26 protein-coding genes and 6 tRNA genes are annotated in these 26117 nt (G+C 47.8%); 21 read left to right on the top strand and 11 right to left on the bottom strand.

Features of this window, described 5'->3' with window-relative positions; translation table 11 throughout:
• The first annotated feature begins 9 nt into the window (after nt 1-9).
• A complete protein-coding gene (locus IPM09_00650; protein ID QQS22047.1) occupies nt 10-384 on the top strand; it encodes a response regulator in 375 nt (124 codons plus the stop codon).
• Nucleotide 385: 1 nt separating this feature from the next.
• Here IPM09_00650 and IPM09_00645 read toward each other — a convergent pair whose 3' ends face one another.
• Complete coding sequence (locus IPM09_00645) at nt 386-1204, bottom strand: bifunctional 5,10-methylenetetrahydrofolate dehydrogenase/5,10-methenyltetrahydrofolate cyclohydrolase (GenBank protein QQS22046.1); 819 nt, start codon at nt 1202-1204, stop codon at nt 386-388.
• A gap of 127 nt (nt 1205-1331) precedes the next feature.
• On the opposite strand from IPM09_00645, the gene IPM09_00640 reads away from it, so the two are divergent.
• Both IPM09_00640 and IPM09_00635 read left to right on the top strand, forming a co-directional pair.
• On the top strand, nt 1332-1964 hold the full coding sequence (locus IPM09_00640) for a hypothetical protein (GenBank protein ID QQS22045.1): 633 nt from the start codon (nt 1332-1334) through the stop codon (nt 1962-1964).
• A complete protein-coding gene (locus IPM09_00635; protein QQS22044.1) occupies nt 1964-2251 on the top strand; it encodes a hypothetical protein in 288 nt (95 codons plus the stop codon). The genes IPM09_00640 and IPM09_00635 overlap by 1 nt, the downstream gene beginning before the upstream one ends.
• 246 nt (nt 2252-2497) lie before the next feature.
• Here the strand turns inward: IPM09_00635 and IPM09_00630 are convergent.
• Nucleotides 2498-2574: transfer RNA gene (locus IPM09_00630), tRNA-Lys, on the bottom strand.
• A 256-nt stretch (nt 2575-2830) separates the two neighbouring features.
• On the opposite strand from IPM09_00630, the gene IPM09_00625 reads away from it, so the two are divergent.
• The 11 genes from IPM09_00625 (at nt 2831) to IPM09_00575 (ending at nt 10497) form a co-directional block, all read left to right on the top strand.
• Nucleotides 2831-3706, top strand: a complete 876-nt coding sequence (locus IPM09_00625) for a hypothetical protein (protein ID QQS22043.1) — start codon at nt 2831-2833, stop codon at nt 3704-3706.
• A 47-nt stretch (nt 3707-3753) separates the two neighbouring features.
• Nucleotides 3754-4464 (top strand): TM2 domain-containing protein, encoded by a 711-nt coding sequence (locus IPM09_00620; GenBank protein QQS22042.1) that lies wholly within the window; start codon nt 3754-3756, stop codon nt 4462-4464.
• Between the two features lie 74 nt (nt 4465-4538).
• Nucleotides 4539-4844 (top strand): TM2 domain-containing protein, encoded by a 306-nt coding sequence (locus IPM09_00615; GenBank protein ID QQS22450.1) that lies wholly within the window; start codon nt 4539-4541, stop codon nt 4842-4844.
• 44 nt (nt 4845-4888) lie between these two features.
• Nucleotides 4889-4965: transfer RNA gene (locus tag IPM09_00610), tRNA-Arg, on the top strand.
• Between the two features lie 230 nt (nt 4966-5195).
• A tRNA-Arg gene (locus IPM09_00605) sits at nt 5196-5272 on the top strand.
• A 25-nt stretch (nt 5273-5297) separates the two neighbouring features.
• Complete coding sequence (murB, locus tag IPM09_00600; GenBank protein ID QQS22041.1) at nt 5298-6323, top strand: UDP-N-acetylmuramate dehydrogenase; 1026 nt, start codon at nt 5298-5300, stop codon at nt 6321-6323.
• Nucleotides 6324-6362: 39 nt separating this feature from the next.
• Nucleotides 6363-6932 carry a prepilin-type N-terminal cleavage/methylation domain-containing protein gene (locus IPM09_00595; protein QQS22040.1) on the top strand — a complete coding sequence of 190 codons (570 nt, stop codon included), beginning with the start codon at nt 6363-6365 and terminating at the stop codon, nt 6930-6932.
• Entirely contained in the window at nt 6929-7330 is a 402-nt protein-coding gene (locus tag IPM09_00590; protein QQS22039.1) for a prepilin-type N-terminal cleavage/methylation domain-containing protein, read from the top strand. The genes IPM09_00595 and IPM09_00590 overlap by 4 nt, the downstream gene beginning before the upstream one ends.
• The gene (locus tag IPM09_00585; GenBank protein ID QQS22038.1) at nt 7308-9407 is read left to right on the top strand and encodes a type II secretion system protein; all 2100 of its coding nucleotides are present in this window, start codon (nt 7308-7310) and stop codon (nt 9405-9407) included. The genes IPM09_00590 and IPM09_00585 overlap by 23 nt, the downstream gene beginning before the upstream one ends.
• 77 nt (nt 9408-9484) lie before the next feature.
• Complete coding sequence (locus tag IPM09_00580) at nt 9485-9949, top strand: prepilin-type N-terminal cleavage/methylation domain-containing protein (protein QQS22037.1); 465 nt, start codon at nt 9485-9487, stop codon at nt 9947-9949.
• A gap of 80 nt (nt 9950-10029) precedes the next feature.
• Entirely contained in the window at nt 10030-10497 is a 468-nt protein-coding gene (locus IPM09_00575) for a prepilin-type N-terminal cleavage/methylation domain-containing protein (GenBank protein QQS22036.1), read from the top strand.
• 2 nt (nt 10498-10499) lie between these two features.
• Here the strand turns inward: IPM09_00575 and IPM09_00570 are convergent, their stop codons facing one another.
• Both IPM09_00570 and IPM09_00565 read right to left on the bottom strand, forming a co-directional pair.
• Complete coding sequence (locus IPM09_00570) at nt 10500-13052, bottom strand: hypothetical protein (protein ID QQS22035.1); 2553 nt, start codon at nt 13050-13052, stop codon at nt 10500-10502.
• 553 nt (nt 13053-13605) lie between these two features.
• The gene (locus tag IPM09_00565) at nt 13606-14871 is read right to left on the bottom strand and encodes a serine hydroxymethyltransferase (protein QQS22449.1); all 1266 of its coding nucleotides are present in this window, start codon (nt 14869-14871) and stop codon (nt 13606-13608) included.
• A gap of 121 nt (nt 14872-14992) precedes the next feature.
• Here IPM09_00565 and IPM09_00560 point away from each other — a divergent pair, with 121 nt between their 5' ends.
• On the top strand, nt 14993-16516 hold the full coding sequence (locus tag IPM09_00560) for a UDP-N-acetylglucosamine 1-carboxyvinyltransferase (protein ID QQS22034.1): 1524 nt from the start codon (nt 14993-14995) through the stop codon (nt 16514-16516).
• 47 nt (nt 16517-16563) lie between these two features.
• Here IPM09_00560 and IPM09_00555 read toward each other — a convergent pair.
• Nucleotides 16564-16638 (bottom strand) — tRNA-Gly (locus tag IPM09_00555).
• Nucleotides 16639-16707: 69 nt separating this feature from the next.
• Between IPM09_00555 and IPM09_00550 the strand changes: the two genes are divergently transcribed.
• The 3 genes from IPM09_00550 (at nt 16708) to IPM09_00540 (ending at nt 17503) form a co-directional block, all read left to right on the top strand.
• Nucleotides 16708-17121 (top strand): hypothetical protein, encoded by a 414-nt coding sequence (locus IPM09_00550; GenBank protein ID QQS22033.1) that lies wholly within the window; start codon nt 16708-16710, stop codon nt 17119-17121.
• A gap of 67 nt (nt 17122-17188) precedes the next feature.
• Nucleotides 17189-17265, top strand: a tRNA-His gene (locus IPM09_00545).
• A gap of 161 nt (nt 17266-17426) precedes the next feature.
• Nucleotides 17427-17503, top strand: a tRNA-Arg gene (locus IPM09_00540).
• 2 nt (nt 17504-17505) lie between these two features.
• On the opposite strand, the gene IPM09_00535 is transcribed toward IPM09_00540, so the two are convergent.
• Nucleotides 17506-17856, bottom strand: coding sequence for an HIT domain-containing protein (locus tag IPM09_00535; GenBank protein QQS22032.1), 351 nt, complete (start codon nt 17854-17856; stop codon nt 17506-17508).
• The gene (locus tag IPM09_00530) at nt 17840-18889 is read right to left on the bottom strand and encodes a P1 family peptidase (protein ID QQS22031.1); all 1050 of its coding nucleotides are present in this window, start codon (nt 18887-18889) and stop codon (nt 17840-17842) included. Before IPM09_00530 ends, IPM09_00535 begins: the two co-directional genes overlap by 17 nt.
• Nucleotides 18890-19282: 393 nt before the next feature.
• Here IPM09_00530 and IPM09_00525 point away from each other — a divergent pair, with 393 nt between their 5' ends.
• On the top strand, nt 19283-19879 hold the full coding sequence (locus IPM09_00525) for a hypothetical protein (GenBank protein ID QQS22030.1): 597 nt from the start codon (nt 19283-19285) through the stop codon (nt 19877-19879).
• Between the two features lie 3 nt (nt 19880-19882).
• Here the strand turns inward: IPM09_00525 and IPM09_00520 are convergent, their stop codons facing one another.
• From IPM09_00520 to IPM09_00510, 3 genes are read right to left on the bottom strand one after another with little or no spacing between them, the layout of a single operon-like run.
• Nucleotides 19883-20722, bottom strand: a complete 840-nt coding sequence (locus IPM09_00520; protein QQS22029.1) for a neutral zinc metallopeptidase — start codon at nt 20720-20722, stop codon at nt 19883-19885.
• A 57-nt stretch (nt 20723-20779) separates the two neighbouring features.
• A complete protein-coding gene (locus IPM09_00515; GenBank protein QQS22028.1) occupies nt 20780-23221 on the bottom strand; it encodes an ATP-dependent Clp protease ATP-binding subunit in 2442 nt (813 codons plus the stop codon).
• Nucleotides 23209-23592 carry a hypothetical protein gene (locus tag IPM09_00510; protein QQS22027.1) on the bottom strand — a complete coding sequence of 128 codons (384 nt, stop codon included), beginning with the start codon at nt 23590-23592 and terminating at the stop codon, nt 23209-23211. Before IPM09_00510 ends, IPM09_00515 begins: the two co-directional genes overlap by 13 nt.
• Before the next feature lie 56 nt (nt 23593-23648).
• Between IPM09_00510 and IPM09_00505 the strand changes: the two genes are divergently transcribed.
• Complete coding sequence (locus tag IPM09_00505; GenBank protein QQS22026.1) at nt 23649-24929, top strand: DUF1727 domain-containing protein; 1281 nt, start codon at nt 23649-23651, stop codon at nt 24927-24929.
• Nucleotides 24926-25651 (top strand): glutamine amidotransferase, encoded by a 726-nt coding sequence (locus IPM09_00500; GenBank protein QQS22025.1) that lies wholly within the window; start codon nt 24926-24928, stop codon nt 25649-25651. The genes IPM09_00505 and IPM09_00500 overlap by 4 nt, the downstream gene beginning before the upstream one ends.
• Here the strand turns inward: IPM09_00500 and IPM09_00495 are convergent.
• Nucleotides 25648-26112 (bottom strand): peroxiredoxin, encoded by a 465-nt coding sequence (locus IPM09_00495; protein QQS22024.1) that lies wholly within the window; start codon nt 26110-26112, stop codon nt 25648-25650. The genes IPM09_00500 and IPM09_00495 overlap by 4 nt on opposite strands.
• Nucleotides 26113-26117: the final 5 nt, after the last annotated feature.

The raw sequence follows: 26117 nt of genomic DNA, 5'->3' as shown, positions 1-26117 counted from the left end.
ATAAGGGAAATGACCAAAATTGCTATTATCGAAGACGATCAAGTCATCAATCAGATGTATCGTATGAAATTTGAAGCGGCTGGCTTTGTAGTCGCCACCGCCAGCGACGGCGAATCTGGTGTTGCCGCGGCAGCCAAGTTCAGGCCAGATATCATATTGCTCGATCTTCAGATGCCCCGAATGGGTGGTGCTGAGGCACTCGAACTCATTCGTAAATCCGACTGGGGTGCTCATACACCAGTTATCATTCTGACCAATCTGGGTGAAGAAGAGGCACCTAAGACTTTGCGTCAGCTTGGTATTCATAGCTATATCGTCAAGGCAGAGCTCACCCCAAGTCAGGTTGTCGGCCGCGTTAAAGACGCGCTTGGCTTATCGAAATAAATCAAAGTTGGCCGGCTTGTTTGAGTGCGGCCTGTATAACGTGGTCAAATAGTACCGCAATCGTCAGTGGTCCCACGCCACCTTTTATGGGTGTTATTGTCACATCTTCGCGGGTACGAACAAACGGGTCAACATCACCAACAATCTGGCCATTTTCACTTGCCGTGCCCGCATCGACGACTACCGAACCCGTAGGCACACGGTCGCTCGTCAGCAATCGAGGTACACCAGTTGCGCTGACAATAACATCACTGTCAAGCAGCGTTTCGTCAATCGCCGTCGATGTTTCATCAATCACCGTAACGTGGTAACCATGGTCGCCCCATAATTTAGCGAGCGGCGCGCCAACCAATTTGCCATTCCCCAATAGTGTCACCCGCTTGTCGGAAAGTTCAATATTGTAGCCGGCCAACAGCCAATCGATTGCTTCGGCAGTAGCGCTGGGGAATACAGCGTCTTTACCAAGCCCATCGACATCTTTTTCAGCGGCAATTTGATTGCAAATAGCATCGGTTTCACCTGGATCATCAAGCGGTAGTTGCACAATAATACCATGTACCGATGCATCAGCATTGGCTGCGCGAATAGCATCAGGCATACGATTTTGAGTCATAGCTGCTACTTCAACCTCTATCAAAACATCACCTGCGTAAGCTTGCTTCATTCGAACATAGGTAGCGATTATGGGTGAAGCGGTGGCACTTTGGATAATCAACAGTTTAGGAATAAGACCGAAACCCTGGCGCAAATGACGCACTTGCCGTAGCTGGCGTACTTTTATAAAATCCTGAAGCTCGCGGCCATTTAGTTCCCGTTTCATAACTGACGCGTATTATACAACATACACACCAGATGAGATAGGTATGATTCATCAATCAATTCTTTCCATCGACTATAGGCATAAGCTATACTAACCATTAGCTATTAACATGAGGAGTATAGCATTTATGTCAAAACGAATACTTGTACCGTTGGTCCTGGCCGCGCTACTCGTGGCGGTACCGATAACTTTTGCTTCGTCTGTTGCGTATGCGCGCGATAGTCAAGAAAACATTGCTCGTGAGCAAGAGAACGAGATGGAAAATGAAACAGAGAATGAAACTGAGCATAGCACTGCTGACAATCGCGAAAAAGTCACCGTGGAAGTGCGTAAAGAGCGCTTTGAGGCCAACAAGCTTCGGGTCTGTGAAAAACGACAGGAACAGATAAAGAGCATGATCGAAAAAGTAAGTAGTCGCGGTACCAAGCAGCTTGAGGTGTTTAAAAAAATTGCCGACAAAACTAAGCAATTCTACACTGATAAAAAATTGAGTGACCCAGGCTACGCTGCGCTTGTTGGTGAAGTAGATGCCGCCTATACCAGCGCTTCGAGTGCCGTAAGCTCGACAACCACAACTGGCAACTCCTGGACCTGTAATGGTGAGAATCCAAAGCAAGCGATGACCGATTTCAAAGCTGCAAAAAAGAATGAAATTGCCCAACTGAAAGCCTACAAAGACAAAGTGCGCGCACTCATTGTGCTGGTCAAAAAAGCAGCAGGCGCCTCATCAACAACTAATACGAGTGAGGAAGTGCGGTAATGAAGAATTATAACCAAGGACATGCAGCTATATTTGGACTAGTGGTTGTTGTATTCGTGGTGCTCGTCGGAGCGCTGGGGTACACGTATCTCATCACCTCGAAGGCCGAAGTGGCGGTTAACAACCCGAGCGCCGGAAAATCTATTGCCGCCGAGAACTCGACCGTTGCTGACGTAAAAACAGCAAAAGACCTTGATGCCGCGCTCAGTGCCCTCGATACCGCCAGTGTCGATAGCCTCAGTGATGCTGACCTCACCGCACTCGAGCAAGAATTGAATAGTATGTAGGTTCAATACGCATTGTGCAAAATGCCGACTGTCGCAAGTCGGCATTTTATTGTGGGAAGGGCTAAGAGAGACTATCGCTTCGCTCCTCCGCTTGCTCATTCTGCCAAAAGCAAGCTTTTCCAGAATTTCGCTGCGCTTTGCGACCTCTCGACTATTTTTGCTTCGCAAAAAGTCGAGAGTACAAGTCTCATCTCTAACCTTGGCCAAGTAAAAATAGCCTCATTTTGCAACGAGACTATTTTTACTTGGAGGGCCAGGAGAGACTTGAACTCTCGACACCCTGCTTAAGAGGCAGGTGCTCTAACCAGCTGAGCTACTGGCCCATGAGTTGTAGTATACCGGAAGGTACGCGTGCACGCAGCCGAGCAAAGCTCGGAAGAGGCAGGGTCACACCAGCGCGACCCCGCGAGTCAGGCAAATGAACATAGTTCATTTGTGACATCGCCTTGCGAACTGCCAACTGGCAGTTCTCACTCTAACCAGCTCTAGCTATTGGCCCATACCTATAAAGTACCGGTACATTGTAGCAAACAGGGGCCAGCATGTAAAGATGAGTCAAATCTGATACAATAGAAACTTATGATTAGTATGAAAAAAATTATGGGTGGAACCATAGTATGGGTAGCCCTCACGTTAGCAGGTAATACTGCCCACGCACTTGATCAAAACACTCTCGGTATTGATGTCGGCTATCCTCAGTGTGGTAGTACACTGCCATCGGCTCCGGCATTTGGTATTGTGAATGTCAATGGCGGCAAGGCAAGCAATATAAATCTGTGTTTAAAGGATCAGCTCGTATGGGCTGCGCAATCTAGTGGTGTCGTTGCTAGCCAGCCTAAGGTACAGCTGTACGTGAATACTGCCAGCCCCGGAAATTACTATAAGAATACCAAGCTTGTTGCCAATTGGCCCAAAGACAGCATAGACCCAAGCGGCTATAACACTGGGTTTGGCTGTACCGGTAACAACAGTATCGCGTGTGCTCGCCAGTACGGATGGGAGCGTGCTCAGGAGGTGGTCGGTTATTTCACGCAAACTGCGACAACAATTGACGGACTAAGTCCGCTCGCGAGTGGCTACATGTGGTGGCTGGATGTTGAAACGCTCAATACATGGCATAGCGGCCGTGAAAAAGACGGTTACAAGAAGAATGTGGCAACACTTGAAGGCTATGCCAGCTACTTCACGCAGCGTGCAGCCATCCCACGGGTTGGCATATATTCTACCAACCCCCAGTGGAAAACTATCGTCGGAACCGGAAATATTTCAGTTACCAGTCCACTCAAAAACGTTCCCACCTGGTATGCCATAGGAACTGGCTTTACTATTGACAATGCCTACAAGGTTTGTGTCAATAACAGCCCTGACTACCAACCATTAGCTGGCACTACCGGAAAGATCGAACTTGTCCAATTTGTTGCCAACAATCTTGACTATGATTATTCGTGTATCTAGTTGTGCTTTTGCCCCGATTGCATCTATACTTATGACAAAGGAATACTATGAGCGCCGATAAGCATACCCCTCACCACACGGAGCACAAGCAGCCAGAAGTACCAAGGGTCACCCTCTCTCCAGGCTTAGTGCAAACCACCACACAACCAAAACGATTTTCAACAGCCGTACTACTAAGCCTTTTCCTTGGTGGATTTGGATTTGACCGATTTTACCTAGGCTATACCGGGCTAGGCGTAACCAAAATTCTAACGTTTGGCGGGCTGGGTATTTGGGCGTTCATCGACTGCATACTTATTCTCACCGGCAAGCTCGGGCCAGCCGATGGTAGTAAGCTCACCGATCGTCAGATCGATAAAAAACCAATGACCATCGCCGTCATTGTGGTGTATATCGTCAGCACGCTAAACCTACTGACCGTAGGGGCATTTCTCGGCTTTGTTGCTTATCAAGCTGCTACAAACCCGGACTTTTTCAAAAACTCTACTTCACATTCCAAACCCCGCACACCCGATGTTAATGTATACGACAAATTAACGGTCGGCATGACAAAGGCCGAGGTAGCACAAGCTTTCGACGGTTCTGGCTATGAAAGTCCTACCTGTACGAAACGCGCTGATAGGACAGGTAAATTTGAAGATTGTAGCTACACTCGCTATGCAATTTTTTACAATTCATCGACGATTTACCTTACCTTCGAAAATGACCGATTAGCCGAAAAATCTGAGTACGACTCTACGACAAAAGGAGCTAACTAGTGAGTACCGTAGCTCCCCAAACTCAGCCCGCTCCGCCATCGAACTACCTGACCCAGGAAAGCAGCCGAGACTACATGGTAAGCGCTATGTTAAGTGTATTTCTAGGCTGGTTAGGTGTTGACCGTTTTTACCTGGGGTATACATGGCAAGGTGTCGTGAAGTTACTGACGTTTGGCGGTCTTGGTATTTGGGCGCTATACGATCAAATCATGATCTTGACCGGTAGCATGCCCGATGCCGAAGGCAAGCCGCTGCGCGACTTCGCGCGGAGCAAAAAGAATGCGTGGCTGATTGCCGCAATTTTATGGTGTGTCAACATGGTCGGGAATGGGCTATCACTCGGACTTCAGCTGCTTGTTGCTGCCCTATCGCTCAACTAAAGTTATAGCCCAGGACTAACAGTGGTATAATAAACTGGTAGTAGGCACCCGTAGCTCAGCGGATTAGAGTACTTGGCTTCGAACCAAGTGGTCGCAGGTTCGAATCCTGCCGGGTGTACCAATTCATGAGCCCCTCAAGAGGGGTTTTTGAATTGGTTACGTTCCGCAGGGTCCGGTTCTACGACTAGAGATTTTCCGTAGGAAAATATCGTAGTCGTAAGTTCGGTGCAGCGAAGGAAGCCAAAAAAAGTTCTTTTCTTTTGCGACTGAGCGGAAGAGCGAGTGAAATGAGCGATATCCTGCCTATCATACCTGCAATTTATTGTCCTATATAGCGTACAATATAGCTATGCCCCGTTAGCTCAATTGGATAGAGCGTTGGTTTCCGGTACCAAAGGTTGCAGGTTCAACTCCTGTGCGGGGTACCAAATGCTATACTAAAACAAGGTACTTATGGAAATTCATACCGACATTCCCTTGAAAAATTATGTAACCATGCGCATTGGTGGAAATGCCAGGTTCATGGTAGATGTTCATAGCCCAGCCGAAGTGGCAGACATTTGTCAGCGTGCTAAAACGCAAAATCTACCACTCTATGTGCTTGGCGGGGGTAGTAATACGCTCGTCAGAGACGAAGGCTATAGTGGGCTAGCCATCCGCAACCGTATACCAGGCTTCCACGTGATTGCACAGACAGCAAGCGACGCTACCATACAAATTGGTGCCGGCGAAGACTGGGACGACGTCGTGAAGCGCTGTGTAGAAATGAACCTGACAGGCATTGAAGCGCTATCAGCAATTCCCGGGACTGCCGGCGCTGCGCCCGTACAGAATATCGGTGCATACGGCCAGGAGGTATCTGAAACGCTTGTCGAACTGCAGGCATACGATCGGAAAGCAAACGAAATAGTCACTCTCACAAATGATCAGTGTCATTTTTCGTATCGCAATAGTATATTTCGCGACACCGAGGCAGGACGCTATATCATACTCACGATTACCCTGCGACTTTACCGTAGCGCGCCGCAGCCGCCTTTTTACAAAGCCGTGCAAGATTATCTTGATGCCAATCATATCACGATCTATACTCCACGGGTCATCCGCGATGCCGTTGTTGCTATCCGTACCGATAAGCTCCCCGACCCCGCCCTACTGCCCAACACTGGTTCATTCTTTAAAAATGCGATTATTGAGGACTGGCAGCTCAAAGACCTCCGTAAAGACTATCCCGATATGCCTACCTACGATATGCCGAATGACACCTACAAAGTACCAACCGGGTGGTTGATCGAGCAAACAGGCCTCAAGGGCCAGGTGCTCCACGGCATAAAAGTGCATGACAAAAATGCATTAGTACTGATTAATCAATCGGCAACGGGCTATGCCGATCTTGCGGCGGCTCGCGACGAAATCATCGGGGCAGTACGCGACAAATTCCGTATTCAGATCGAACAAGAGCCACTTGAAATGCCCATTTAGCTACTTGCGTAGTTAAGCAAAAAAACTTATGCTAATACTATGCCTAGGTCAAGGGGTTTTACTGTTGTTGAAGTAGTGATAGTCATGGTAATCATGGCAATCCTACTAACACTGACTGTTATCAACCTCACGGGTAACCAAGTGAACGGACGAGACGCCGAGCGCAAGGCCGACGCAGACGCGATCGCTCGTGGCATCGAGGCACGCTATCGTCAGGGTAATGGCATGGTAACTTCACCATCGTATGTCGCACCCGGCTCCTACCCAAGTGTAAATGAAATCCAGCATATGCTTGGTCAGTCTGTAGCTACGTTTGCCCCCTCACAGGTGACAGGTGGCTACCTCACCGACGGCCTACCTGGTACGGGCAAAAACAACTTTCTTGCACCCGGCCTTTCGACAACAGCATTTGCACCACTCTGCTCAGCATCTTGCCAGCCGGCAGAAACAGGAGCGGTTACGGCCACCACCACAAAAGACACATACTATTACGAACCAATCGACACTGGTGGAAATATATGCATCAATACAAGCTGCATCCGCTTCAATCTCTACTATCGCCTCGAGAAAGACGGGACATTACAGACTATCCGGAGTGAACACCAATGACAACCAGGCGCCATCTTGCATTTACTGCCGTAGAATTACTTGTCGCCATTGTAGTGGGAGTACTTTTGCTCGGGTCGGCGTACCAGTTGTATAGTGTTATCCTCAATAACTCTGGTAATACGCAACTCAAGGCAAAAGCATCGAATGTCGCCTACGACCTGCTTCGACAATATACTGCAAACGCCACAAAGCCCTGTAGTAACTGGACACTCACGCCCTCAATTTCATCGAGCATGCCCAATGCTACTGCTACGGTAGTTGCAACCTGTCCTCTTAATGAATATGGTGCAAATAGCGTACTCCTACGGGCATCGAGCGCAACACTCATCACAGTTACTGTTTCCTATGATAGTCCTAATACGAAGCAGGTTATCCGTGCGATTTCTGTCACACCATAACCGCCAAATAAAAGAACCTGGGTTTACCCTAGTTGAACTACTTGTTATTGCTCCTGTGGCCGTGCTTGTAATCGCCGGTATCATCGCGCTCATGATCAACTTGGTTGGTGATTCTACTATTTCACGCGACCGTAGTATTAGTGCATACAACCTCCAAAGCGCACTCGACAGGATCGAACAAGACGCTCGTCTTGCGACAGTTTTTCTTAGCAGCTACTCAATGCTCAATACTCCACAAGGGCGTGACGATACGACTGGAGCGTTTAGCGCGTCTAGCCCAAATAATGACCTCATTGTTAATCAGTACGCAACAACCAGCAGCCCACTCAATGTGAATAGACAGGTGGTCTATTATAAAAGTCAGCCCAATGCTTGTGGTGCAGCAAACACGATACTTAACCCTGCACTTACCGTAAAAATAATCTACTTCTTGAAAAGTGGTTCACTCTGGCGACGTACCATAGTGCCAGCCTGGTCGCTGAGTGCTAGCGATCAAACAGCCGTTTGCGATACACCTTGGCAGCGTAATTCGTGTTCTCTATCGGCCACATTTAACGCATACTGCCAGTCACGTGATGAGCTAATCTTAGATAACGTTAGTAGTATTACCACAACCTATTACACTACAGGTAGCTCAACCACCACCAATCCCGTAGTCGCCAAATCAATTCGTACAGTCGTTACCCAGAGCAAAACTGTGGCCGGTGAGACTATCACAAACTCTGGTGTCGCCCGCGCTACGCGGACAAACACTTCCTACGATGATACGCCCGACACCCCTGCAAACATACGAATCTACAATGCCGCGCTATCCATTTACAACCAGCCGCTAAAATCCAGCTTTACCTGGAATAAAGCTAAGAATGCGCGCTACTACAAGACGCGATATAAAATAAATAGTGGTGCATGGTCAAGCTATTCGAATGTTCTTACCAATGTGCTTACCGTGTCTGCGGGGAGGCCCCTCGATACTATCACTGTTGGTGTAATATCTTCGAATGATATCGGTGATTCGGCAGAAGCGCAATTTCTCTACCAAAGGCCTCTATGGACCAACTGTGAGCTTAAAAGCCCTTGGGTCAATTACAGCCCAGCCGGAAACGGATACGCAACAGCGGCATACACCATAACTAGTGCAAATATCGTTGTCATGAAAGGACTAGTGACCGGTGGGGCTAGCGGTACACCAACCTACGGAGTCTGTACTCTGCCAGAAGGATTGAGGCCTAGTGCACACCTTATTCATACTTCTACGATGGATGCATCGGGAACATATGGCGTTCCTGCGCGTGTCGACGTGGGAGTTGCCGGAGGGGTTGATATTATCTACCACCCCACAGTCAACTGGGTGTCGCTCGACGCAGTAAAATTTGTTGCCGCTGGTGCGGTCACATGGACAAATGCAACCTTAAATAATGGCTGGACAAACTATGTTGCCACTTATGGTGGTCCGTTCGCACCCGTTCAATATGCTACCGATGCGTCTGGTCGTACGCAGGTACAGGGACTCCTTACACCAGGTAACCAGTGTACTGGCTGTAATATATGGTTTGTCCCCGCTGCGTATCGACCCGGCCAAGACTTGCACTTCCCTGCGTATGCTAACTCTACAGTTACGTTCCCTCTGCAGGGCGGTGGCACCTACGAATTCAATAGTTACGGCATCCAGGCTTCTGACGGCAACTTACATGCAAAAGGAACGTTAGGTGGCACATACGAAACTAACCAAACCATGTGGCACCCCAGCTCATACTCTGGATGGCTCAACCTCACACTTCAGAATTCATGGGTGCACTATGGCGGCGCATACGCAACTCCGCAGTACACAAAAGCATCCGACGGTATTGTACAGGTAAAGGGACTAATAACACGAAATACGGTGGGTATCTGTACGCTCGGAGAAGTAATCACTACTCTACCCGTTGGATATCGACCAAAAGAAACTCAGATATACTTGCTCGACTCGTACGCCAATTTTGGCCGAATTGATGTGCAGCCTAACGGCAACATCATCTGTGTCAATAATAACTATGGATGGACTGCGCTGGACAATATAAAATTCCTCGCCGAACAATAGCAAAATCCTATTGCATATACATAAGTACTTTGCTAACATACAAGTATAAAGTAATAAATTAACTAGGGGGCATTTAAATGACTCTAACACAAACTAAAACACGCGGCTTCACGATCGTCGAACTTTTGATCGTCGTTGTGATTATTGCTATCTTGGCAGCAATTACCATTGTTGCGTACAATGGTATCCAGAACCGCGCAAAGACCTCCGCTGGTCAACAAACGGCAAATAGTATTGTAAAGAAGTTTGAAGCGCTCAATGCGATTAAGGGCGCATATTATTCTAGCGCAGCGGGTGTGACTGGGGCCAACATTAATACCTATGCTGCTGCGGCACCTGTATCAACTGAAGCAAATGTTGATAACGCCGCCTCTGTAGTCGCGGCAACAAGTGCAACTGTCAGTGGCCTCTCGGGCACAACCGCTTCGAATGGTTCAGTTGTTGCGGTATGGGCATGTGCTGCAGGTGCTAACGTTTGGTATTGGGATTACTCTATAGCAACTCCAGCTCAGGCTGTCATTAAAGCTGGTGCTGGCTGTTAGATATCGTTTAAATGCTCTAGCATTTTCATGGCGTGATACTGTCATCCAGTATCACGCCATTTATAAATAGTAAGGGGGCCATGATTAAAAGACTAAAAGATAGATCAGTTGATCGAAAGTTTTCGGGGTTCAGCCTAGTTGAGCTAATCATAGTGATTGCTATCATCGGTATAATTACTTCCATTACACTAACGTTATCTACTAGTATCAACACGCGTTCCCGCGACTCGCAAGCAAGTAATACTGCAAAAATGGTTGCAAAAAAAGCAGAGGCCTGGAAATCAGCGCTTGGCGACACCCCGACCTACGCCCAACTTTCTAGTGGCAAAGTAAACGCTGGAGATTTGACACAAACCGGACCAGCCGAAGCGAGAATTGTCGACGCAGCGACTATCCTACTTGATGGTTCACTCTCCGATCCGAGCAACGAAAAAAAGGTAGGATATCGCAAGTGTACTATCGGCGCCCAAGTTGAATGGTATAGCCCCGCACTCAAGGCGGTCCAGTATATAAACATTGCCAGCGCTACGGGTAGCCCGTGTAGTTAGCGCTAAGTCCTACGCCTCTTTATATACATTGCTATAAGTATACCCAAAGCAGCCGCGACCACAATATCTAGTGGCCACAAGGTTTGATTTTGACTGCGGGTCGTAGCTGTTTTGACTTGCTCGGGTTTTTCCAAATTAGCCTTGCCGATCAAGCCACTTTGTACGACAGGCTCGTTAGTAAACTGCTCATCTAATTGTTGATTAAGTGCGTCCATGAGGGAAAGCCGAGAACCGGTCGCCGTATAAGTTGTGCTACCACGCTGGTTGTACGAGACATATAGATCACACACGTCATCAATACCATCTTGATCGATATCACGATTACTGGCGCTACCAAATGCGCAAGTATCGCGACTATCGTCTATACCATCATCGTCGATATCACCCTCAAACCCAAGTACGAATATCCTTTTGACCACTTCAAGCGGTTGCCCCGCTTCGGTGGACCCAGCAATATGTAATCTGTGGTAGCCAGGCATAACATTGGGCATGTCGAACACAACTTCAAAGTTATCGGTGTTTGCATTGTAAGTGAACGTGCCCAGATCAACTGGATCAGAATGGAGAAGGAGCGACATTCGCGGTGAGAGTGTGGCTTTTGTGTACTTTTCTAGGTAATTTTTACTGAGTGTTACTACGATTTGTTTTGCCGCTTTGCGAAGTACGGGGAGTGAATCATCGCGCAGTGCCGTATCCACGCCACTCGCAATCGATACGATTCCGTCGCCCTCTAGAACAATTTTCTCACCCGCCTCGTCGAGACCGACCCCCTGTACAAAGGTACTCGGGTCGGGTGCGTGGCCAAGCACCACACCACTTGGGCACACCACGATTTCGTTGCATGCATCACTATACAATAGGTCGGAGCCAAGCCCACCGGCCATCACCTGCTTCATTGCAGTGTGCCCGACTTTATTCGGATGCGCTAATTGCTGAAACGTGCCATCAATAGCAGCCGATGGGCTATAGGCGAAATTCATACCATTATCTACGACTCTGTACCCAAGATACACAGTGATAAAAAGAGGGTTTTGGTTTACGGCCGTTCCCATAATAGCACCGTAGCCGCGAATATTATCATCTGCTGCCTCACGATACTTCATGAGTTCTGTATAAATTCCCTTCACGAACAAATCATCAATGGATGTCATGCCGTTGCTCTTCCCACACATAGACATATCGGTCAATGCATCACCAACTTCTATGAACTTTAGCCCCTCATCGAGCGCAGCCTGACGTATCATAGCATTGGCATAGTCGATCAGTTCGACAATTGATTGTTGCTCGGTCTGCGAATACAGCGCCAACATATCAGGACAGTAGAGCGAGCCGTCAAAAAACTTTGGGTAGCCTATCACAAAAATGCGTGGGTTTGGCATGAGGTACTGGTCTTTTATCGCTTTGTATAACTCTCTAAGCCTTGGGTACATGCTATATATTTTTTGTACATTCGCTAGCCTGCCTTCTGGAGTCAACTCGTCGCATGTTTGATCAAGATTGGTGAGCTTAATGGTTTTTGCGCAGCTCGCCATTATACCACCAAAACCTAGGTCATTACCGCCCATCATTAGGGTGACTGTGCTCGGCTGGGTAGCATGCACAAATTCAATTTGTTGCACTCGGCCAGGTATAAAGCTGCTACGCGCTGCCTGCTGCAGCTCCAACTGATTGCTGAGACCGCCCAGTCTATCGCCCACACCTTTCTGAAGTTGTGTTGGCTGGCCAACATACTGTGTATCAATAAAATATATTGGTTTGTCGGCGGAAAAGACGTCGCGCAATACAGCCCCAGAGCATGCGACTGAGTGCATATCAAGGCCTTGTTGCAAGTCCATATCCTTAGCAAGGAGAAGCGGATATGAGCCTCGACTTATATGACACATCTCGCGCGGTACCCCAATGCGATAGTCCCCATAAATATTCGTATAGGGTAAATAATCGTCCGTCAAATCCCCTTCGCCGCTCGCGTAGGAATCACCAAGGGCCAGATAGGTTAAGGTGCTTGGATTATAGTTTGCCGCGTACACATTTGACCAGTAGTAATTATTAAAATAATAAAAGGAATCCCCTTTTCCTGATATCTTGGCATTACTGATTGCCATTCCAGGCATCCTCAATACAAAATCGTGCTGTCGCAATTGGCTATCAAGATACACTTTCTGACATTCACTACCTATGATTGGCGCATTCTTCCCCCCATCGGAATATTGTACTGTTGATATATACTCCCCGCACCCATCGAAATGCCGTATGATTATAGTCGAGAGCCCACTACCACTGACTAGCACATGGCTACCATCACTACTAACTGAAGTTTCATAATATACCGATGGACTAATAATGCTATCGACCGAGTAGTCATTAGTTAGCCGCTGCGGTTTAAGTGTTGCCAAATCCATTACCATGACACCGCTATTCGGTACAGCAAATGAAATCCATTGTTTATTCGTTGATATTCCTAAACCATTTGTGCTAACAGGCGTATTGCTTTCGTCGGTCAGCACAAAATCGACATTATCATCTAAATACAACCCCTCCTGTCCAAGATCACTCATATGTGAGAGTATATCTCTATAAAATATAAGCTGGCTGTTCCTGCCCCTAACATGTACGAAAGACTTCGTGTGACCGAGATAATATATATCACTTGAACCACGCACTGTAAGGTTGGGTGCAGGGACAAAGTCATTACCCGCCACCGAGAACGCTATTCCGTCCTCACCCAGACACCCTATGGCTGGATGATGTGGGTCTTCGTAGTAACATCTCATATACCAGGCGTACTCGTAACCATCGGCAGTATAAACACATACATCTTGTACCGATGTTATCGGTATATCAGCATATACCCTATTCTTCAGTGGGCGTATACGAACCTTTCTTTGTTCGCACTCGACAGGCTTCGGTGACCCATCACTTTTTTTATAGAAAACATCGCCATTCCAATCTACCATAGGGGGCGTAGTAACTGTCGCATTTGCGGTGAAATCAAAGCCGACCACTAGAACCAATAATATCGCAGTAAATACTCGTGCGAGTTTCATGAATGATCTCCACTTAACAGATAGTCATTCGCAGTGTATTACTAAATGATGCATATTCAAAGCATTAGCGATCTATGTTGCGCAAAAAGTTCGAAACATTTTCTTTTATTGACATAAGTTCCAACTGTTCTGCGTGTAATTCAATCGCCTGTCGTAGCCACTTGGCAATTTTTGCCATATGCTCTTCTTTCAGGCCACGGGTCGTAAGCGCGGGGGTGCCGAGGCGAATACCGCTTGGGCGGAACATAGTAAGCGGCTCGTCCGGAACGGCGTTTGCATTGAGTGTGAGGCCAATTTTATCAATCGCTTCTTCAGCGGTTTTACCATCAATACCAAAGCTTTTGTAGACATCGGCCAAAATAAGATGATTACTTGTGCCACCGGTGACAAGATCGAAACCTTGCTTTTTCATTTCTTCGGCTAGTACTTTGGCATTTGCAACTACTTGCTTTGCATAGTCGGCAAATTCCGGACGAAGTGCTTCACCAAATGCTACTGCTTTTGCGGCAATCGTGTTCATATGTGGCCCACCTTGCATACCCGGAAAGACTGCTCTATCGATGAGCGTGGGGATGTTTTCGATCGTCTTTTCCGGAGCTTTAAGAGGACTACCGACTACTCCCATGCTGAGTATCAAACCGCCACGAGGGCCGCGAAGCGTTTTGTGAGTAGTAGTTGTCATAACATGAAATCCGTAGTCAAGCGGGTTTTTAGCCACGCCACCCGCAATGAGCCCTGCAACATGCGCCATGTCTGCCATTAGAAGCGCGCCGACTTCGCGGCCAATTGCAGCAAATGCTTCAAAGTCTGGCTCACGCGGGTAGGCGCTATACCCAACAAGAATAATTTTTGGTTTGTGCTCATGGGCAAGTCGACGGATTTCGCCGTAGTCTAGCTCACCCGTTGCAATGTTTTTCATTTTATAGCGCACAAAATTGTAGAGCTGCGCGCTGCGAGTCACCGGTGCACCATGCGTAAGGTGACCACCGTGCGTTAGATCCATGGCTAGTATCTTATCACCAGGTTCACACCACGCGCTGTACACGGCCTCATTGGCAGGCGCTCCACTATGTGGCTGCACATTAGCATGGTCTGCATGAAACAGCTGCTTGGCACGGTCGATTGCCAGCTGTTCTAGTGGGTCGGTATTTTGCTGCCCACCATAGTAGCGCTTGCCGGGGTAGCCTTCGGAGTATTTATTTGTAAACACACTACCGAGTGCCGCTCGCACATCGTCACTCACATAATTTTCGCTTGGGATAAGCTCCAAGCCTTCTTTTTGACGCTGCTCTTCAGCTGTTATAAGTGCTGCAACACTATCATCTTTCATAATCATATCTCCATGCTTATTTGTCTGTGAATTTCTGGTGTTGCAGTGGTGTTAAATCATACGATGATTATACCATATACCATGCATTGACAATATATCATACTAGATATACGATGATGACATGAGTACGGCAAAATACTTACGCAATATCGGCACACTTATCCAAGAAACACGCCAGGCGAGAGGTTTAACGCAGGCGGAACTTGCCGCCGAGCTTGGCACAAGTCAAAGTGCAGTCAATCGTATTGAGAAGGGTGGCCAAAATATCAGTCTTGAGATGATAGCCCGTATTAGTGAAGTATTGTCAAGTGAAATTGTACGTATAAACAGAAGTGGCAAAACTAATTTTGTCGTCAATGGCGGTCACGAGTTAAAGGGCACTATTGAAGTCAAAACGAGTAAAAATGCAGCCGTGGGACTACTGTGTGCGGCGCTTTTAAATAAAGGTAAAACCACCTTCCGACGAGTTGCTCGCATAGAAGAAGTGAACCGGATTGTCGAAGTGCTCGAAAGTATAGGGGTGAAATGCCGCTGGCTCGAAGATAATGACCTAGAGTTGACACCACCAAAACGACTGAAGCTGGAAGAAATGGATATCGAAGCCGCGATGAAAACGCGCACCGTCATCATGTTCCTCGGCCCCCTGCTTCACCAATACCATCACTTTACACTACCCTTCGCGGGTGGCTGTAGCCTCGGCAGTCGCACAGTGGAGCCTCACATGACCGGCCTCGCGCCATTTGGGCTGCACGTTGTTGCCACCGGCAATAACTACGTCGCCACTAGTCATAAAAAGAGCGTCGAAAAAGCCATTGTGCTGACTGAGCGCGGCGACACGGTAACAGAAAATGTCATCATGGCGGCGGCACTATATGACGGCGACGTAATAATTCGTAATGCCAGTCCGAACTATATGGTGCAGGATGTATGCTTTTTTTTGCAAAAGCTCGGGGTGAAAATAGAAGGGATTGGCAGTACTACACTCAAAATTCGTGGAGTGAAGTCGATCAACAAAACGGTTGAATACTACCCTAGCGAAGATCCGATCGAAGCCATGAGTTTAGTTGCAGCTGGTGTTGTTACTAATTCCGAAATTACAATTAGCCGCGTACCTATAGAATTTATGGAGCTAGAGATGGCAATTCTAGCCGGCATGAAACTAAAGTTCGACATGACCGACGAATACCCGGCGCGAAACGGCCGCACGAGGCTTGTCGATATCACACTGAAAAAATCAAAACTGCGCGCGCCAAAAGATAAATTGCATAGCATGCCCTTCCCTGGCGTCAATATGGACAACCTGCCTTTTTTGGGGCTGATCGCCACTGTCGCCGAAGGAAGAACTTTGGTGCACGACTGGAGCTACGAAAACCGGGCCATCTATTTCACCGAGCTAACGAAGCTCAATGCGAGCATAGAGATGGTTGACCCTCACCGCGTATACATCGACGGCCCGACCCGTTGGAAAGCGGCCGAAGTTGTAGCCCCGCCTGCCCTACGGCCTTCTGTCGTCGTCCTGCTTGCTATGCTTGCTGCACCAGGAAAGTCGGTGCTGCGCGATGTGTATTCCATTAACCGTGGGTACGAAGATTTCGCAAATCGCCTAAATTCAATTGGTGCAGATATCGAAACAACCTGGGAGTAATGAAACGCCGTATACTAAAGAGCCGACATAAAGCCGGCTATTTAGTTTGGTGCGGGTGGGGAGAATCGAACTCCCGTCCCAAGTTTGGAAAACTTGTATACTAACCGTTGTACTACACCCGCGTTACCATCACGTATTGTAGCACCGAATGTCCAAGGCAATCAACCATGGACAGATGATATACTATAAGCATGGGCGATTTGCGCAGCAAGTTTAATGCCGTACAGTCTGGCATCATCCACTCGAGCGGGTTTGCCAAAGTTGCCGATGGCAACACGGCAAGTTTTGGTGCGTCGAGTACTGAAACATTCAGCCAACGGCTCCATACTGAACATAACCGCCAGCATATACAAAGCTTCGGGAATGCTGGCGTATTGCACGGCTACCGCATGGAAGCAAAAGCCGCAATGCCGGTGAATCGCCAAGGTGCGAACCTGACATATGGCGCGGACACCGCGCCATTACGATCGGGTAATCGGGCGTCGCTAGGGCATGTTGATACAGGTTCAACACGCCAGAGCCTTAATGCGCGAGGCAGTACCCGACTTGCGGTGCCAACACGATTCAAAGAGCCAACCCCACGACACTACAATCCCTATGACTAGTTGGTAGCTGACAACTAGGGACATATCTGATACAATACCTTAGTCATCACCCGGTACTCGGGGTATGGCGGATGTAGCTCAGTTGGTTAGAGCGCTGGTTTGTGGCACCGGAGGCCGTGGGTTCAACCCCCATCATTCGCCCCATAGTAAAAATTCCTAGTTTAGCTAGGAATTTTTACTATGGGTCAGTTATACTGATGGTATGCCCCGGTAGCTCAGTTGGGGAGCCGTCAGCGAAAAATAGCGCAGCTTGCTCTATCCAACTGATGGAAATTGAAGTAAAATCGAGTATTGAGCGTTTTTTTGCCCCGGTAGCTCAGTTGGATAGAGCAGAGGACTTCTAAGCCTAAGGTCGCAGGTTCAACCCCTGCCCGGGGTACCAAACTAGCGGAGTTGTTCACCGCTGCTGATATGAAAATGTAGATGCTTTGAGTCTTGGTAGTTACCTAGATTTGTGAGTATTCTTGCTGAGCGATACTCTTGTTCAACTTTTGAGGCAACAGACTTCAACGCAGAGATTATTTCTTGCAGAATTGCCTCATCTTGCTCCGAAAGTGTCGTAAATGAACCGATATGTTTTTTCGGTACAACTACGATATGAACAGGCCAAAATGGTCTTGTATGATGAAAGGCAAGTACGTTATTACTCTCGTATTCTTTAGCTAGTTCAAGCTTGCCCGCAATAGCGACATCACAGTAAAAATCTGTACCAGTATAATTAGTCATTTCCGTCATAATCTTTCGCCGCTGGTATTACGCCTTTATACGCCTGCTCAAACTGTACAGTTTCCGCCGAACGGCAAGCGTCATAAATACTTTCCTGCACCGCACGCGCAGCAGCGTGTCCAATAATATCAGCTTGAGTATATAAGCTGTCGTCTGTTTCTTGGAAATATTGCAACTTACCATTAAATGGATTTTTCAATTCGCCAGTACTAAATACAAAAACAGTGTCGCCGTCAGACGAAGTGTGTACAGGATTTATGGCACGAACTTGTCCGTGAGAGGCAAGGTGTGCGACTTTTTCCAAATGTAATTTACTGCCTAGGTCTATATTTATGCCAACGACAGATATTGTTGTGTTTGATATGTCCCCAGTTACAACCTCAATCAAATCCTCATATGGCTTAAACCTGGTGTTTTCGTCCCTATTACCGGCAATAACCTCGCCGTTAGGCGCAATTACATTGCCGAGTGCATTAACGACCGATAGTGCGACAACAATTATGCCATTGCCCAGATCTACACGAGCCGAGCCAACACCTGCTTTCATAGCACCAGTTTTTGTTCCATTCTCAACCCAGCGAAACTTACCAACCGAAGTGCCAGTACCTGCACCAACATTACCGCTTAGCACTGGATCTTTGCCGGCGTTTTCATATGCCTCGCGTCCGTACACGGGGTCGTATAGCGCTACATTCATACCCTGATCATAGACAATTGCGCCTGTTATCGACGGGTTGAAGATCTGCTTGTCCTTGCCGGAGCGCGAGCCTTTTTGATCGCGGCGTAGGCACTCCATAATTTCGCTTGCCGACATTAGGCCGGTGTTGCTGCCGCCAGCAATGAAAATGCCATCTTGACCGTAGTTCGTCTTCTCTGCCCTAACTGCCTCTGTTCCATATGCGCCGACAGCTCCTCCGTAGGCTTTGTAAGCGACTTGGTATGGCTTATCAAAAAGAATTACAGTACAGCCTGTCAGTTTGTCTAGGTGTGTTGCATGTCCAACACGAACACCATTCAGGGCAGTTAAAGTTTTGTTATCCATAGTTCAATCATAGCAGGTTCCATCTGTTTTGCATGTCACTTGCGACACATGTCGACTTTACCAGTCGGGAGCCTTGAAGCCTCTCCGCCAAACGTCTAGGCCGACGACGTGCGTTGGTAGCCATATAAGAAATGAGCAGCTAGGCTCGTTTCTTCTTAATTGCTCTGAGTTTCTTTTTCAATTTGCGCTTGATATCGGCACTATGCCAGTTGCGGTGTTTAGCCATTTTCATCCAATCTGTTATATCACCCTATCATACCATAGTGGTGCATAATGTCCTTGGTGCGTTGCACTAAATTGGTACAAGTGGAGGTATTGCCCCATTGTGCACAACTACCAGTTGCATATTACCTTCATAACGACTATGGTAATAGTAAGGGGGCAAATAGCTACATGGCAAAGAAAAAATTAACCCGCAAAAAACACTTTTCGGCAAACGATACTCACATTTTATTAAGAAAAAGTGTTGTCGTTTATGCATTTATCGTATTTATTTTATTCATTCTTGTTAGCCTCAGTGCCTACACAATACATAACATATCGGTCGCATACACCAACAAGTCTCGACTAGATAGGATTGAGCGCATATATAACAGTCTAAAGCTGGGCGATGAATATCGTGTCGCAAAGTCTGATGTATTTGGTGACAAGCGTATTTATAGTTGGGACGAGTCACGAACCTACGCTTCGACCGTTGAATATGGGCATAATGATACGACCGCCAATACCTTTGCCGACCTTACGACCAAGCTTAAGGCAGCAGGTTTTAGCCAATTTGAAGATATCTATGGTGGGATGGCTCGCCAGCTTCACTTTAAAAATACACAGAACGAATACGTGCGCGTTTCGGTAGTCCCTAAGGACTGGCAAGATACGATTATCTATGGTACCGCGACACCAAATGACATGCCAGCAACTCTTGAAAATCCATCAAGCGCTTCACCTGTCTACGTCACAATCAAAGTCAATCTTGATGATAACAATGAGTAGCCGCTAAAAGCCCTGACACGTTGAAGGCTTGCCCGTTGTATAGCCTTTTGTGAAAGCAGCTACGCGCTCAGCGCTACTTCCATGTGTCCAAGTTTCTGGGTTGGTATATCCCGTTTCGACTTGCTGGATATGATCATCACCAACAGCAGCAGCCGCGCCGAGTGCCTGCTCAATTTCATTACCCTGAAACACACCCTGTTTTGCAATCGAATACGCCCATACCCCCGCATAACAGTCTGCTTGTAGTTCGATAGCCACTGAACCCTGCTGAGTCTGGGCGACACGATTATCAAAAGCTCCGAGTTGATTCTGAACATTATGTCCAACCTCGTGAGCAATCACGTAAGCTTGAGCGACTTCACCAGTGTCAGCTCCAAACCGAGTATGAAGTTCATCAAAGAATGTTTCGTCTAGGTAGATCGTGCTGTCATTCGGGCAAAAATGCGGTCCAACCTGTGTTGTGGCAACGCCGCAGCCCGACTGCGTAGCCTGGCGAAATAGCACAAGTTTTGGATGAATGTACGACAAATTGTTTTGCGCAAAAACCCCATCCCAAAGTGTGTTCGTGCTTCCTAGTACTTTCTTCGTGAATAATTCGTAAGAGTCGACGCCGCGGAATTCAGTTGCTTGCTCCTGAGGCGTAGCTTGAGTAGTGCCAAGTGCTTGTACGCCGCTTAAAACATCCTCTACTGTTGATTGAGGGATATTGAGGCCAAGAAAATTTAATCCAAGTGTCAAAAGTAGCACGACTAGCCCACCGCCACCCGCAAAAGCAATAGCTGGCGTTGTACCGCGCCTATCTTCAACATCCCCATTACCTGAAATCGTATCCCAATTCGCCATATTATCCGCTCCTTATGTACACTGATTATAACATTGGTACTACAACGTTTGCGTGAGCTATGTATTCTTCGATGACTCTACTATCTGCTTTATGGTTTTGTCTTTGTCAAAGATTTCCTTCACCTGCGCCAAAGTAACGTTGACAGTATCTCCAGGCTTTACCTGACCGCTGAGCATTTGCTTTGCAACAGTATTCTCAACCGCCTTTTGCACAACCCTGCGCATAGGCCTAGCACCCAATCGTGGATCATATCCTTTTTCAACAAGCAATTGCTTGGCTTCAGCCGCTACACTGACCGAGACTTTTTGTGCGGCCAGTGTTTTATTAACACCGGCGAGGATAAGATCGAGCACTTGCACCAGCTCCTCCTTGGTGAAGGGTCGAAACACAACAATCTCGTCGAAGCGATTAAGAAATTCAGGACGGAACTGGTTGGTAGAAATAAGCTCATTCACAAAATCTGTCTCAAATTGCGCAACCTCATAGCCCCGTTCAATATACTCACGAATTCGATCCGCACCCGCATTACTAGTAGCAATAACGATTGCATCTCTAAAGCTGATCTCACGGTTTTTCTCGTCACGAAGTATGCCCTCGTCGAGCATCTGTAGTAGCGTGGCTAGAACTTCTGGCGCCGCTTTTTCGATTTCATCGAGCAAAACAACACTAAATGGTTGCTTCATCATTTGTGCCGTTAGGCTAGATGCATCTGTTGCGCCATCAGCGATTAGCCTCGCCACATCGCTGGCACGCACAAATTCGTTGAGATCAAGCCGTACAATGCGATTTTCACCGCCAAAATAGACATCGGCGAGTGCTTTTGAAAGTTCCGTCTTACCAACACCCGTTGGACCTAGAAAAAGAAAGGTGCCTATTGGGCGATCTTGATTACGCACACCCGCTCTCGCTCGTCGCAGTGCATCACTAACTACACTAACCGCTCGCGACTGATTGACCATGCGTTTATGAATTAGCTCTTCCAAATTAAGTAACTTCTCACGATCTTCGGCCGCACTTGCCACACTCACCTTTACGTCAAGTGTTTTTTCGATTGCTTGCTGCACCGAGTTCATAGTGACGATCCCATTTTCGTGGTACGCAGCCGCACTTTCAAGTAGACGAATCGCTCGACCGGGCATCGCAAGATCATAAACATAACGCTCACCAAGCCGGTAAGCTTCTTTGAGCGCTTGGTACATGTAGGTAACGTGTCTTTGGATTTCAGTGTAAATCAACTGCTCCTGCATCACGACCATCGTTTCGGTCTGATCGGCGGGTGCCACATTGATACGATTAAGCGAATTAACAAGCGTAGCATTTCGCTGACTAATCTGTAGATAGCGCTGTTCATCCATGGATAAAATGACCCTCAGGTTACCAGCATCCAGGATCGGCTGCAATACATTTGATAGATCTACCGCTCCAATACCTTCTTCAAAAAACAACTGAGCATTGTCGAGACAAATGATAATATTTTTTGCGCTATAAGCCTCGCCTAGCACGCGCATCACCAACTCTTCCAATTCACCACGCCCAGGTGCCGCGCCAATAAGAGCCGCTGAATCAAGAATGAACACTTGGCGAAACTTGAGTGTGTCGGGTAGATCAGCATTCGCATCGAGCAAGCGCTCAGCAAAGGCATGGATGATTGTTGTTTTACCAGCGCCTTCGCTACCGACAAGTACTGCGTTCTGGCGCCCCCCTGTACTAAAAGTGTCGATCAGCAGATCGATCGCTTGCGTGTGAGAAGCCACGTCAACCGTTAAAATGCCACTCCCTCGACCGATCTGTTCGCTGATATTATGACCAAATCGTGTCAAGAGCGGGATGTAGCCAAATGACCAGTCTCGTGCAATTCCGCCCGTACGCCTTGGGGAAGTATGTTTTGCAATTAGCTGACGAAGGTGATCCTGCCACTGTATACCCCTGTCTAGGTCGTTGTCGTCAAGATGAATTTGAGCGATCAGACTTTCATAGTCCGCAAAGCTTCGCATTAGGGCAACCGCGAGCACGCTACCCGTGATATGTTGCAAACCATTTTTCGCTCGCACCAGATCAGCCACCTGCCAAAATTGTTGCATAGCGGCCGGATCATTACTAGCGAGTGACTGGAGCATTGTTGGTGTAATACCAAATCGTATCGTCATAAACTGACCACTCACCGTACGCCCCGTCGCATTGGCGATATCAAGCGGTGTTGGCTTTGCTGGCAGTTGTCCAAGAATATCGCCAGACAAAATGTCTGTCACTGTATCGCCCTTCCCGGTTGGTAAATGACGGAGGTCATGATAAAACCATGTAACCACCATATATGGCAGTGCGGCAAACCCGAGTACGAGCCAACCAACAGGCTGTGCTATGACTAGCAGGCCTATGCCGCCAACTACCATTACCCCACACAACCAGGCGAGCATGGTAACCATGCCAGCGCCAAGCCTTATCAAAAGCCTAGCCTTTTGAGCCCTTAGCAAGTGATAATCGTAGTCTAAATGTGCCATGGAATCCATCCCGCCAACATCAGACCAACACCAATAATAGGGCACATGGGTATAAGCGCCCATATAATAACCGTCAGAATACCAACCAGAAATGAGAGTGCTAGTGTAACAACGCCAAAAATGATGACGATAGTACGTATAACACCACCAACAGCCCGTGAGATCAGTCGGTCAAACCATGCTCTCAACTGAATGCCGAGCGGACCCCGCACCGTACCAGCTGAAATTTGACGAAAGGGCGAAAACCACGTGCGCACCAGTAAATCAATTGAGAAGTAATCGTACAGACTAACAAATTGCTCCTTGGCTACCTCAATACGACGCTTCCATCCTGCGCTATACCACCAACAGACCAGGCCCACAATAACCATAGCCCTATTGTACGCTAGCCTGCTTCAATACACCATGGGTGCGCTATACTAAGTATATGCAGCAAGCATTTACGACTGTTCTCGGCAAAGGGGTACGCTCACTGGCGCAGCTGCGCGGTGGGGGCTCAGCGCTACCTGGGCTTTTCGTTGAAAAAATTGACCCAGGCTATATTCGCCGCACACTCATGCAACTCCCTCGTGGTATTATCGTCATTAGCGGTACCAATGGCAAAACGACAACAACTAAAATGGTTGTTGAACTTCTCGAAAGCCAAGGCCTCTGCGTATTCACCAACCGAACTGGTAGCAACTTTACCCGAGGCGTTGCAGCAGCCCTGCTTGGTGAAGTCGACGCAGGAGGCAAACTCCATGCTGATATTGCCGTTCTCGAGCTTGACGAAGCCTATGCCGTACTTTTTGCTCAGTCGATAGCTCCAACCTACTGCCTCTTCCTCAATGTCATGCGCGACCAACTCGATCGCTTTGGAGAAATTGACAAGACAGCAGAGCTCTTACGCACCGTCGCCTTGCATACAAAGGGCGGCGTAGTAATTAATCGTGATGACCCCCGGCTCGGTAATCCGTCATTTACAAAAGCGATCTCTGTCCCAGTGCGTACATATGGAGTACACGCCGACCTGCTCACACATTTCCCTTCTGACGATCAACTTCACGAGGCGTCTTCCCCAACCGGCATGACAGGCTCAAAAATTGATGATGTCAACCTTGACTCGATAGACGGCACTCATGCAGTTATTAGTTACGATGGCAAACATCATGCGATCGACTTAGCGCTCAATGGAATATATAATGTCCAAAACGCCGTCGGCGCCGTGGCTCTTACCCGAATGATTATGGCTGATAATCTTGATGAACCAGCCATGCTGGCTGCCCTAAAGTCAGTCACGCCAGCATTTGGTCGTGGAGAATCAGTGACGATAAACGGCAATGCTTGTGAACTAGTACTCGTAAAAAACCCTGCTGGCTTTCGTCTTAGCCTCAAATCATTTGACCCAGATGGGTACGCAACAATGATCGCAATTAACGACAACTATGCTGATGGCCGTGACATGAGCTGGCTGTGGGATGTTGACTTCACGAGCTTGAAAGAAACAGGTGTCAGTGTGGTTAGTGGAGTGCGCGCCTACGACATGGCCCTTCGGCTCCAATATGATGAGGTGGATTTTCGCCAGGTCGATGAGAATTTGGCCACTGGACTAGCCTTTTTGATCGATAGTTACATGGACAAACCGAAACGAATTTACTGTACGTACACGGCAATGCTTGCTATCCGGCGCGAGCTCGGAAAGCGCACAAAAGTTGAGGCGGTGCTATGAGTAGCGACAATACCATCAACCTTCTACAGCTCTACCCGCGTGATATGAATATCTATGGCGATTGGGGCAATACCCTCACACTTAGGCGCCGGCTCGAATGGCACGGCTATAACGTAAACGTAATGACCTACAATCCCGGTGATGAATTTCCTGAAGTAGTTGACCTGGTGATTGGTGGTGGCGGGCAGGACAGCGGCCAGACAAAGATTAGTGAAGACTTACTGAAAATTGGCCCAAAGCTAGTTGATCTTGCCGAAGATGATGTACCAATACTCGTCATCTGCGGCCTTTACCAGCAGTTCGGACACTTTTTCAAAACCAAAGACGGCGTCACACTACGGGGTATCGGTCTGCTCGATGTTGAAACGCATGGGAGCGACGAGCGTATGATCGGCAATATTGTCACTGAAAACGAAATCTTTGGGTCAATCATAGGCTACGAAAACCATAGCGGCAAAACAACACTTGGCGCGCGTGCCAAACCATTCGGCCGAGTAGTGAAAGGAGCAGGCAATAACGGCAGCGATGGGACTGAGGGGGCGTGGTATAGAAACGTAATTGGAACTTACTTGCATGGTTCACTACTACCCAAAAACCCAGCAGTGGCTGATTATCTGATCGAAAAAGCTATTTTAAGGAAGTTTGGCACCTATCACCCCCAAGTTATCGATGATCACTTGGCAGAAGCGGCTCGACAAGCTGCAGCAAAACGACCTCGCTAAATAGACTGGAGACGCTCGAGCTCAGCCACAACTTTTTCGGCATGACCGACTGGGGTAACGCGCCCATAGACTTTTACGACCTCGCCTAAAGGATTAATGATAAACGTCTTGCGTAATACACCATCTTGCCCAAACATCTTCTTCCCCCAAGCGCCATATCGATCCATCACGCTATGATCCGGATCAGAAAGGAGTGTGAAGCCGAGCGAGTACTTAGCTTGGAACTTTGCATGAGACGCCGGTTCATCACGTGACACGCCGATTATAGACGCTTTCTTTGCAAGAAGCGCTTTGCTCATATCACGGAAACCACAGGCCTCGATAGTACAGCCCGGGGTATCATCCTTGGGGTAAAAATATAGCACGATCCACTGGCCACGATAATCTTCGAGTGAGTGAAGTCTGCCATCTACGTCTTTAAGAGTAAAGGATGGTGCTGGGTATGGAGGGGTGTTGTTCATAGTAC

The sequence above is a fragment of the Candidatus Saccharibacteria bacterium genome (genome assembly GCA_016700015.1).
Classification (GTDB): Bacteria; Patescibacteriota; Saccharimonadia; order Saccharimonadales; family Saccharimonadaceae; genus Saccharimonas.
Note: the sequence above shows the minus strand (reverse complement) of the source record. Positions and strands in the feature narration are given on the sequence as shown.

Bases quoted from the DNA above. Each gene is read 5' to 3' on its own strand.
- IPM09_00640 (QQS22045.1), top strand. From the start codon at position 1,332: ATGTCAAAACGAATACTTGTACCGTTGGTCCTGGCCGCGCTACTCGTG.
- IPM09_00510 (QQS22027.1), bottom strand. From the start codon at position 23,592: ATGGTTATTGTGGGCCTGGTCTGTTGGTGGTATAGCGCAGGATGGAAG.
- IPM09_00625 (QQS22043.1), top strand. From the start codon at position 2,831: ATGATTAGTATGAAAAAAATTATGGGTGGAACCATAGTATGGGTAGCC.
- IPM09_00550 (QQS22033.1), top strand. From the start codon at position 16,708: ATGGGCGATTTGCGCAGCAAGTTTAATGCCGTACAGTCTGGCATCATC.
- IPM09_00495 (QQS22024.1), bottom strand. From the start codon at position 26,112: ATGAACAACACCCCTCCATACCCAGCACCATCCTTTACTCTTAAAGAC.
- IPM09_00620 (QQS22042.1), top strand. From the start codon at position 3,754: ATGAGCGCCGATAAGCATACCCCTCACCACACGGAGCACAAGCAGCCA.
- IPM09_00635 (QQS22044.1), top strand. From the start codon at position 1,964: ATGAAGAATTATAACCAAGGACATGCAGCTATATTTGGACTAGTGGTT.
- IPM09_00580 (QQS22037.1), top strand. From the start codon at position 9,485: ATGACTCTAACACAAACTAAAACACGCGGCTTCACGATCGTCGAACTT.
- IPM09_00615 (QQS22450.1), top strand. From the start codon at position 4,539: ATGGTAAGCGCTATGTTAAGTGTATTTCTAGGCTGGTTAGGTGTTGAC.
- IPM09_00525 (QQS22030.1), top strand. From the start codon at position 19,283: ATGGCAAAGAAAAAATTAACCCGCAAAAAACACTTTTCGGCAAACGAT.
- IPM09_00645 (QQS22046.1), bottom strand. From the start codon at position 1,204: ATGAAACGGGAACTAAATGGCCGCGAGCTTCAGGATTTTATAAAAGTA.
- IPM09_00575 (QQS22036.1), top strand. From the start codon at position 10,030: ATGATTAAAAGACTAAAAGATAGATCAGTTGATCGAAAGTTTTCGGGG.
- IPM09_00530 (QQS22031.1), bottom strand. From the start codon at position 18,889: ATGGATAACAAAACTTTAACTGCCCTGAATGGTGTTCGTGTTGGACAT.
- IPM09_00535 (QQS22032.1), bottom strand. From the start codon at position 17,856: ATGACGGAAATGACTAATTATACTGGTACAGATTTTTACTGTGATGTC.
- IPM09_00505 (QQS22026.1), top strand. From the start codon at position 23,649: ATGCAGCAAGCATTTACGACTGTTCTCGGCAAAGGGGTACGCTCACTG.
- IPM09_00515 (QQS22028.1), bottom strand. From the start codon at position 23,221: ATGGCACATTTAGACTACGATTATCACTTGCTAAGGGCTCAAAAGGCT.
- IPM09_00595 (QQS22040.1), top strand. From the start codon at position 6,363: ATGCCTAGGTCAAGGGGTTTTACTGTTGTTGAAGTAGTGATAGTCATG.
- IPM09_00590 (QQS22039.1), top strand. From the start codon at position 6,929: ATGACAACCAGGCGCCATCTTGCATTTACTGCCGTAGAATTACTTGTC.
- IPM09_00570 (QQS22035.1), bottom strand. From the start codon at position 13,052: ATGAGTGATCTTGGACAGGAGGGGTTGTATTTAGATGATAATGTCGAT.
- murB (QQS22041.1), top strand. From the start codon at position 5,298: ATGGAAATTCATACCGACATTCCCTTGAAAAATTATGTAACCATGCGC.
- IPM09_00500 (QQS22025.1), top strand. From the start codon at position 24,926: ATGAGTAGCGACAATACCATCAACCTTCTACAGCTCTACCCGCGTGAT.
- IPM09_00520 (QQS22029.1), bottom strand. From the start codon at position 20,722: ATGGCGAATTGGGATACGATTTCAGGTAATGGGGATGTTGAAGATAGG.
- IPM09_00650 (QQS22047.1), top strand. From the start codon at position 10: ATGACCAAAATTGCTATTATCGAAGACGATCAAGTCATCAATCAGATG.
- IPM09_00565 (QQS22449.1), bottom strand. From the start codon at position 14,871: ATGAAAGATGATAGTGTTGCAGCACTTATAACAGCTGAAGAGCAGCGT.
- IPM09_00560 (QQS22034.1), top strand. From the start codon at position 14,993: ATGAGTACGGCAAAATACTTACGCAATATCGGCACACTTATCCAAGAA.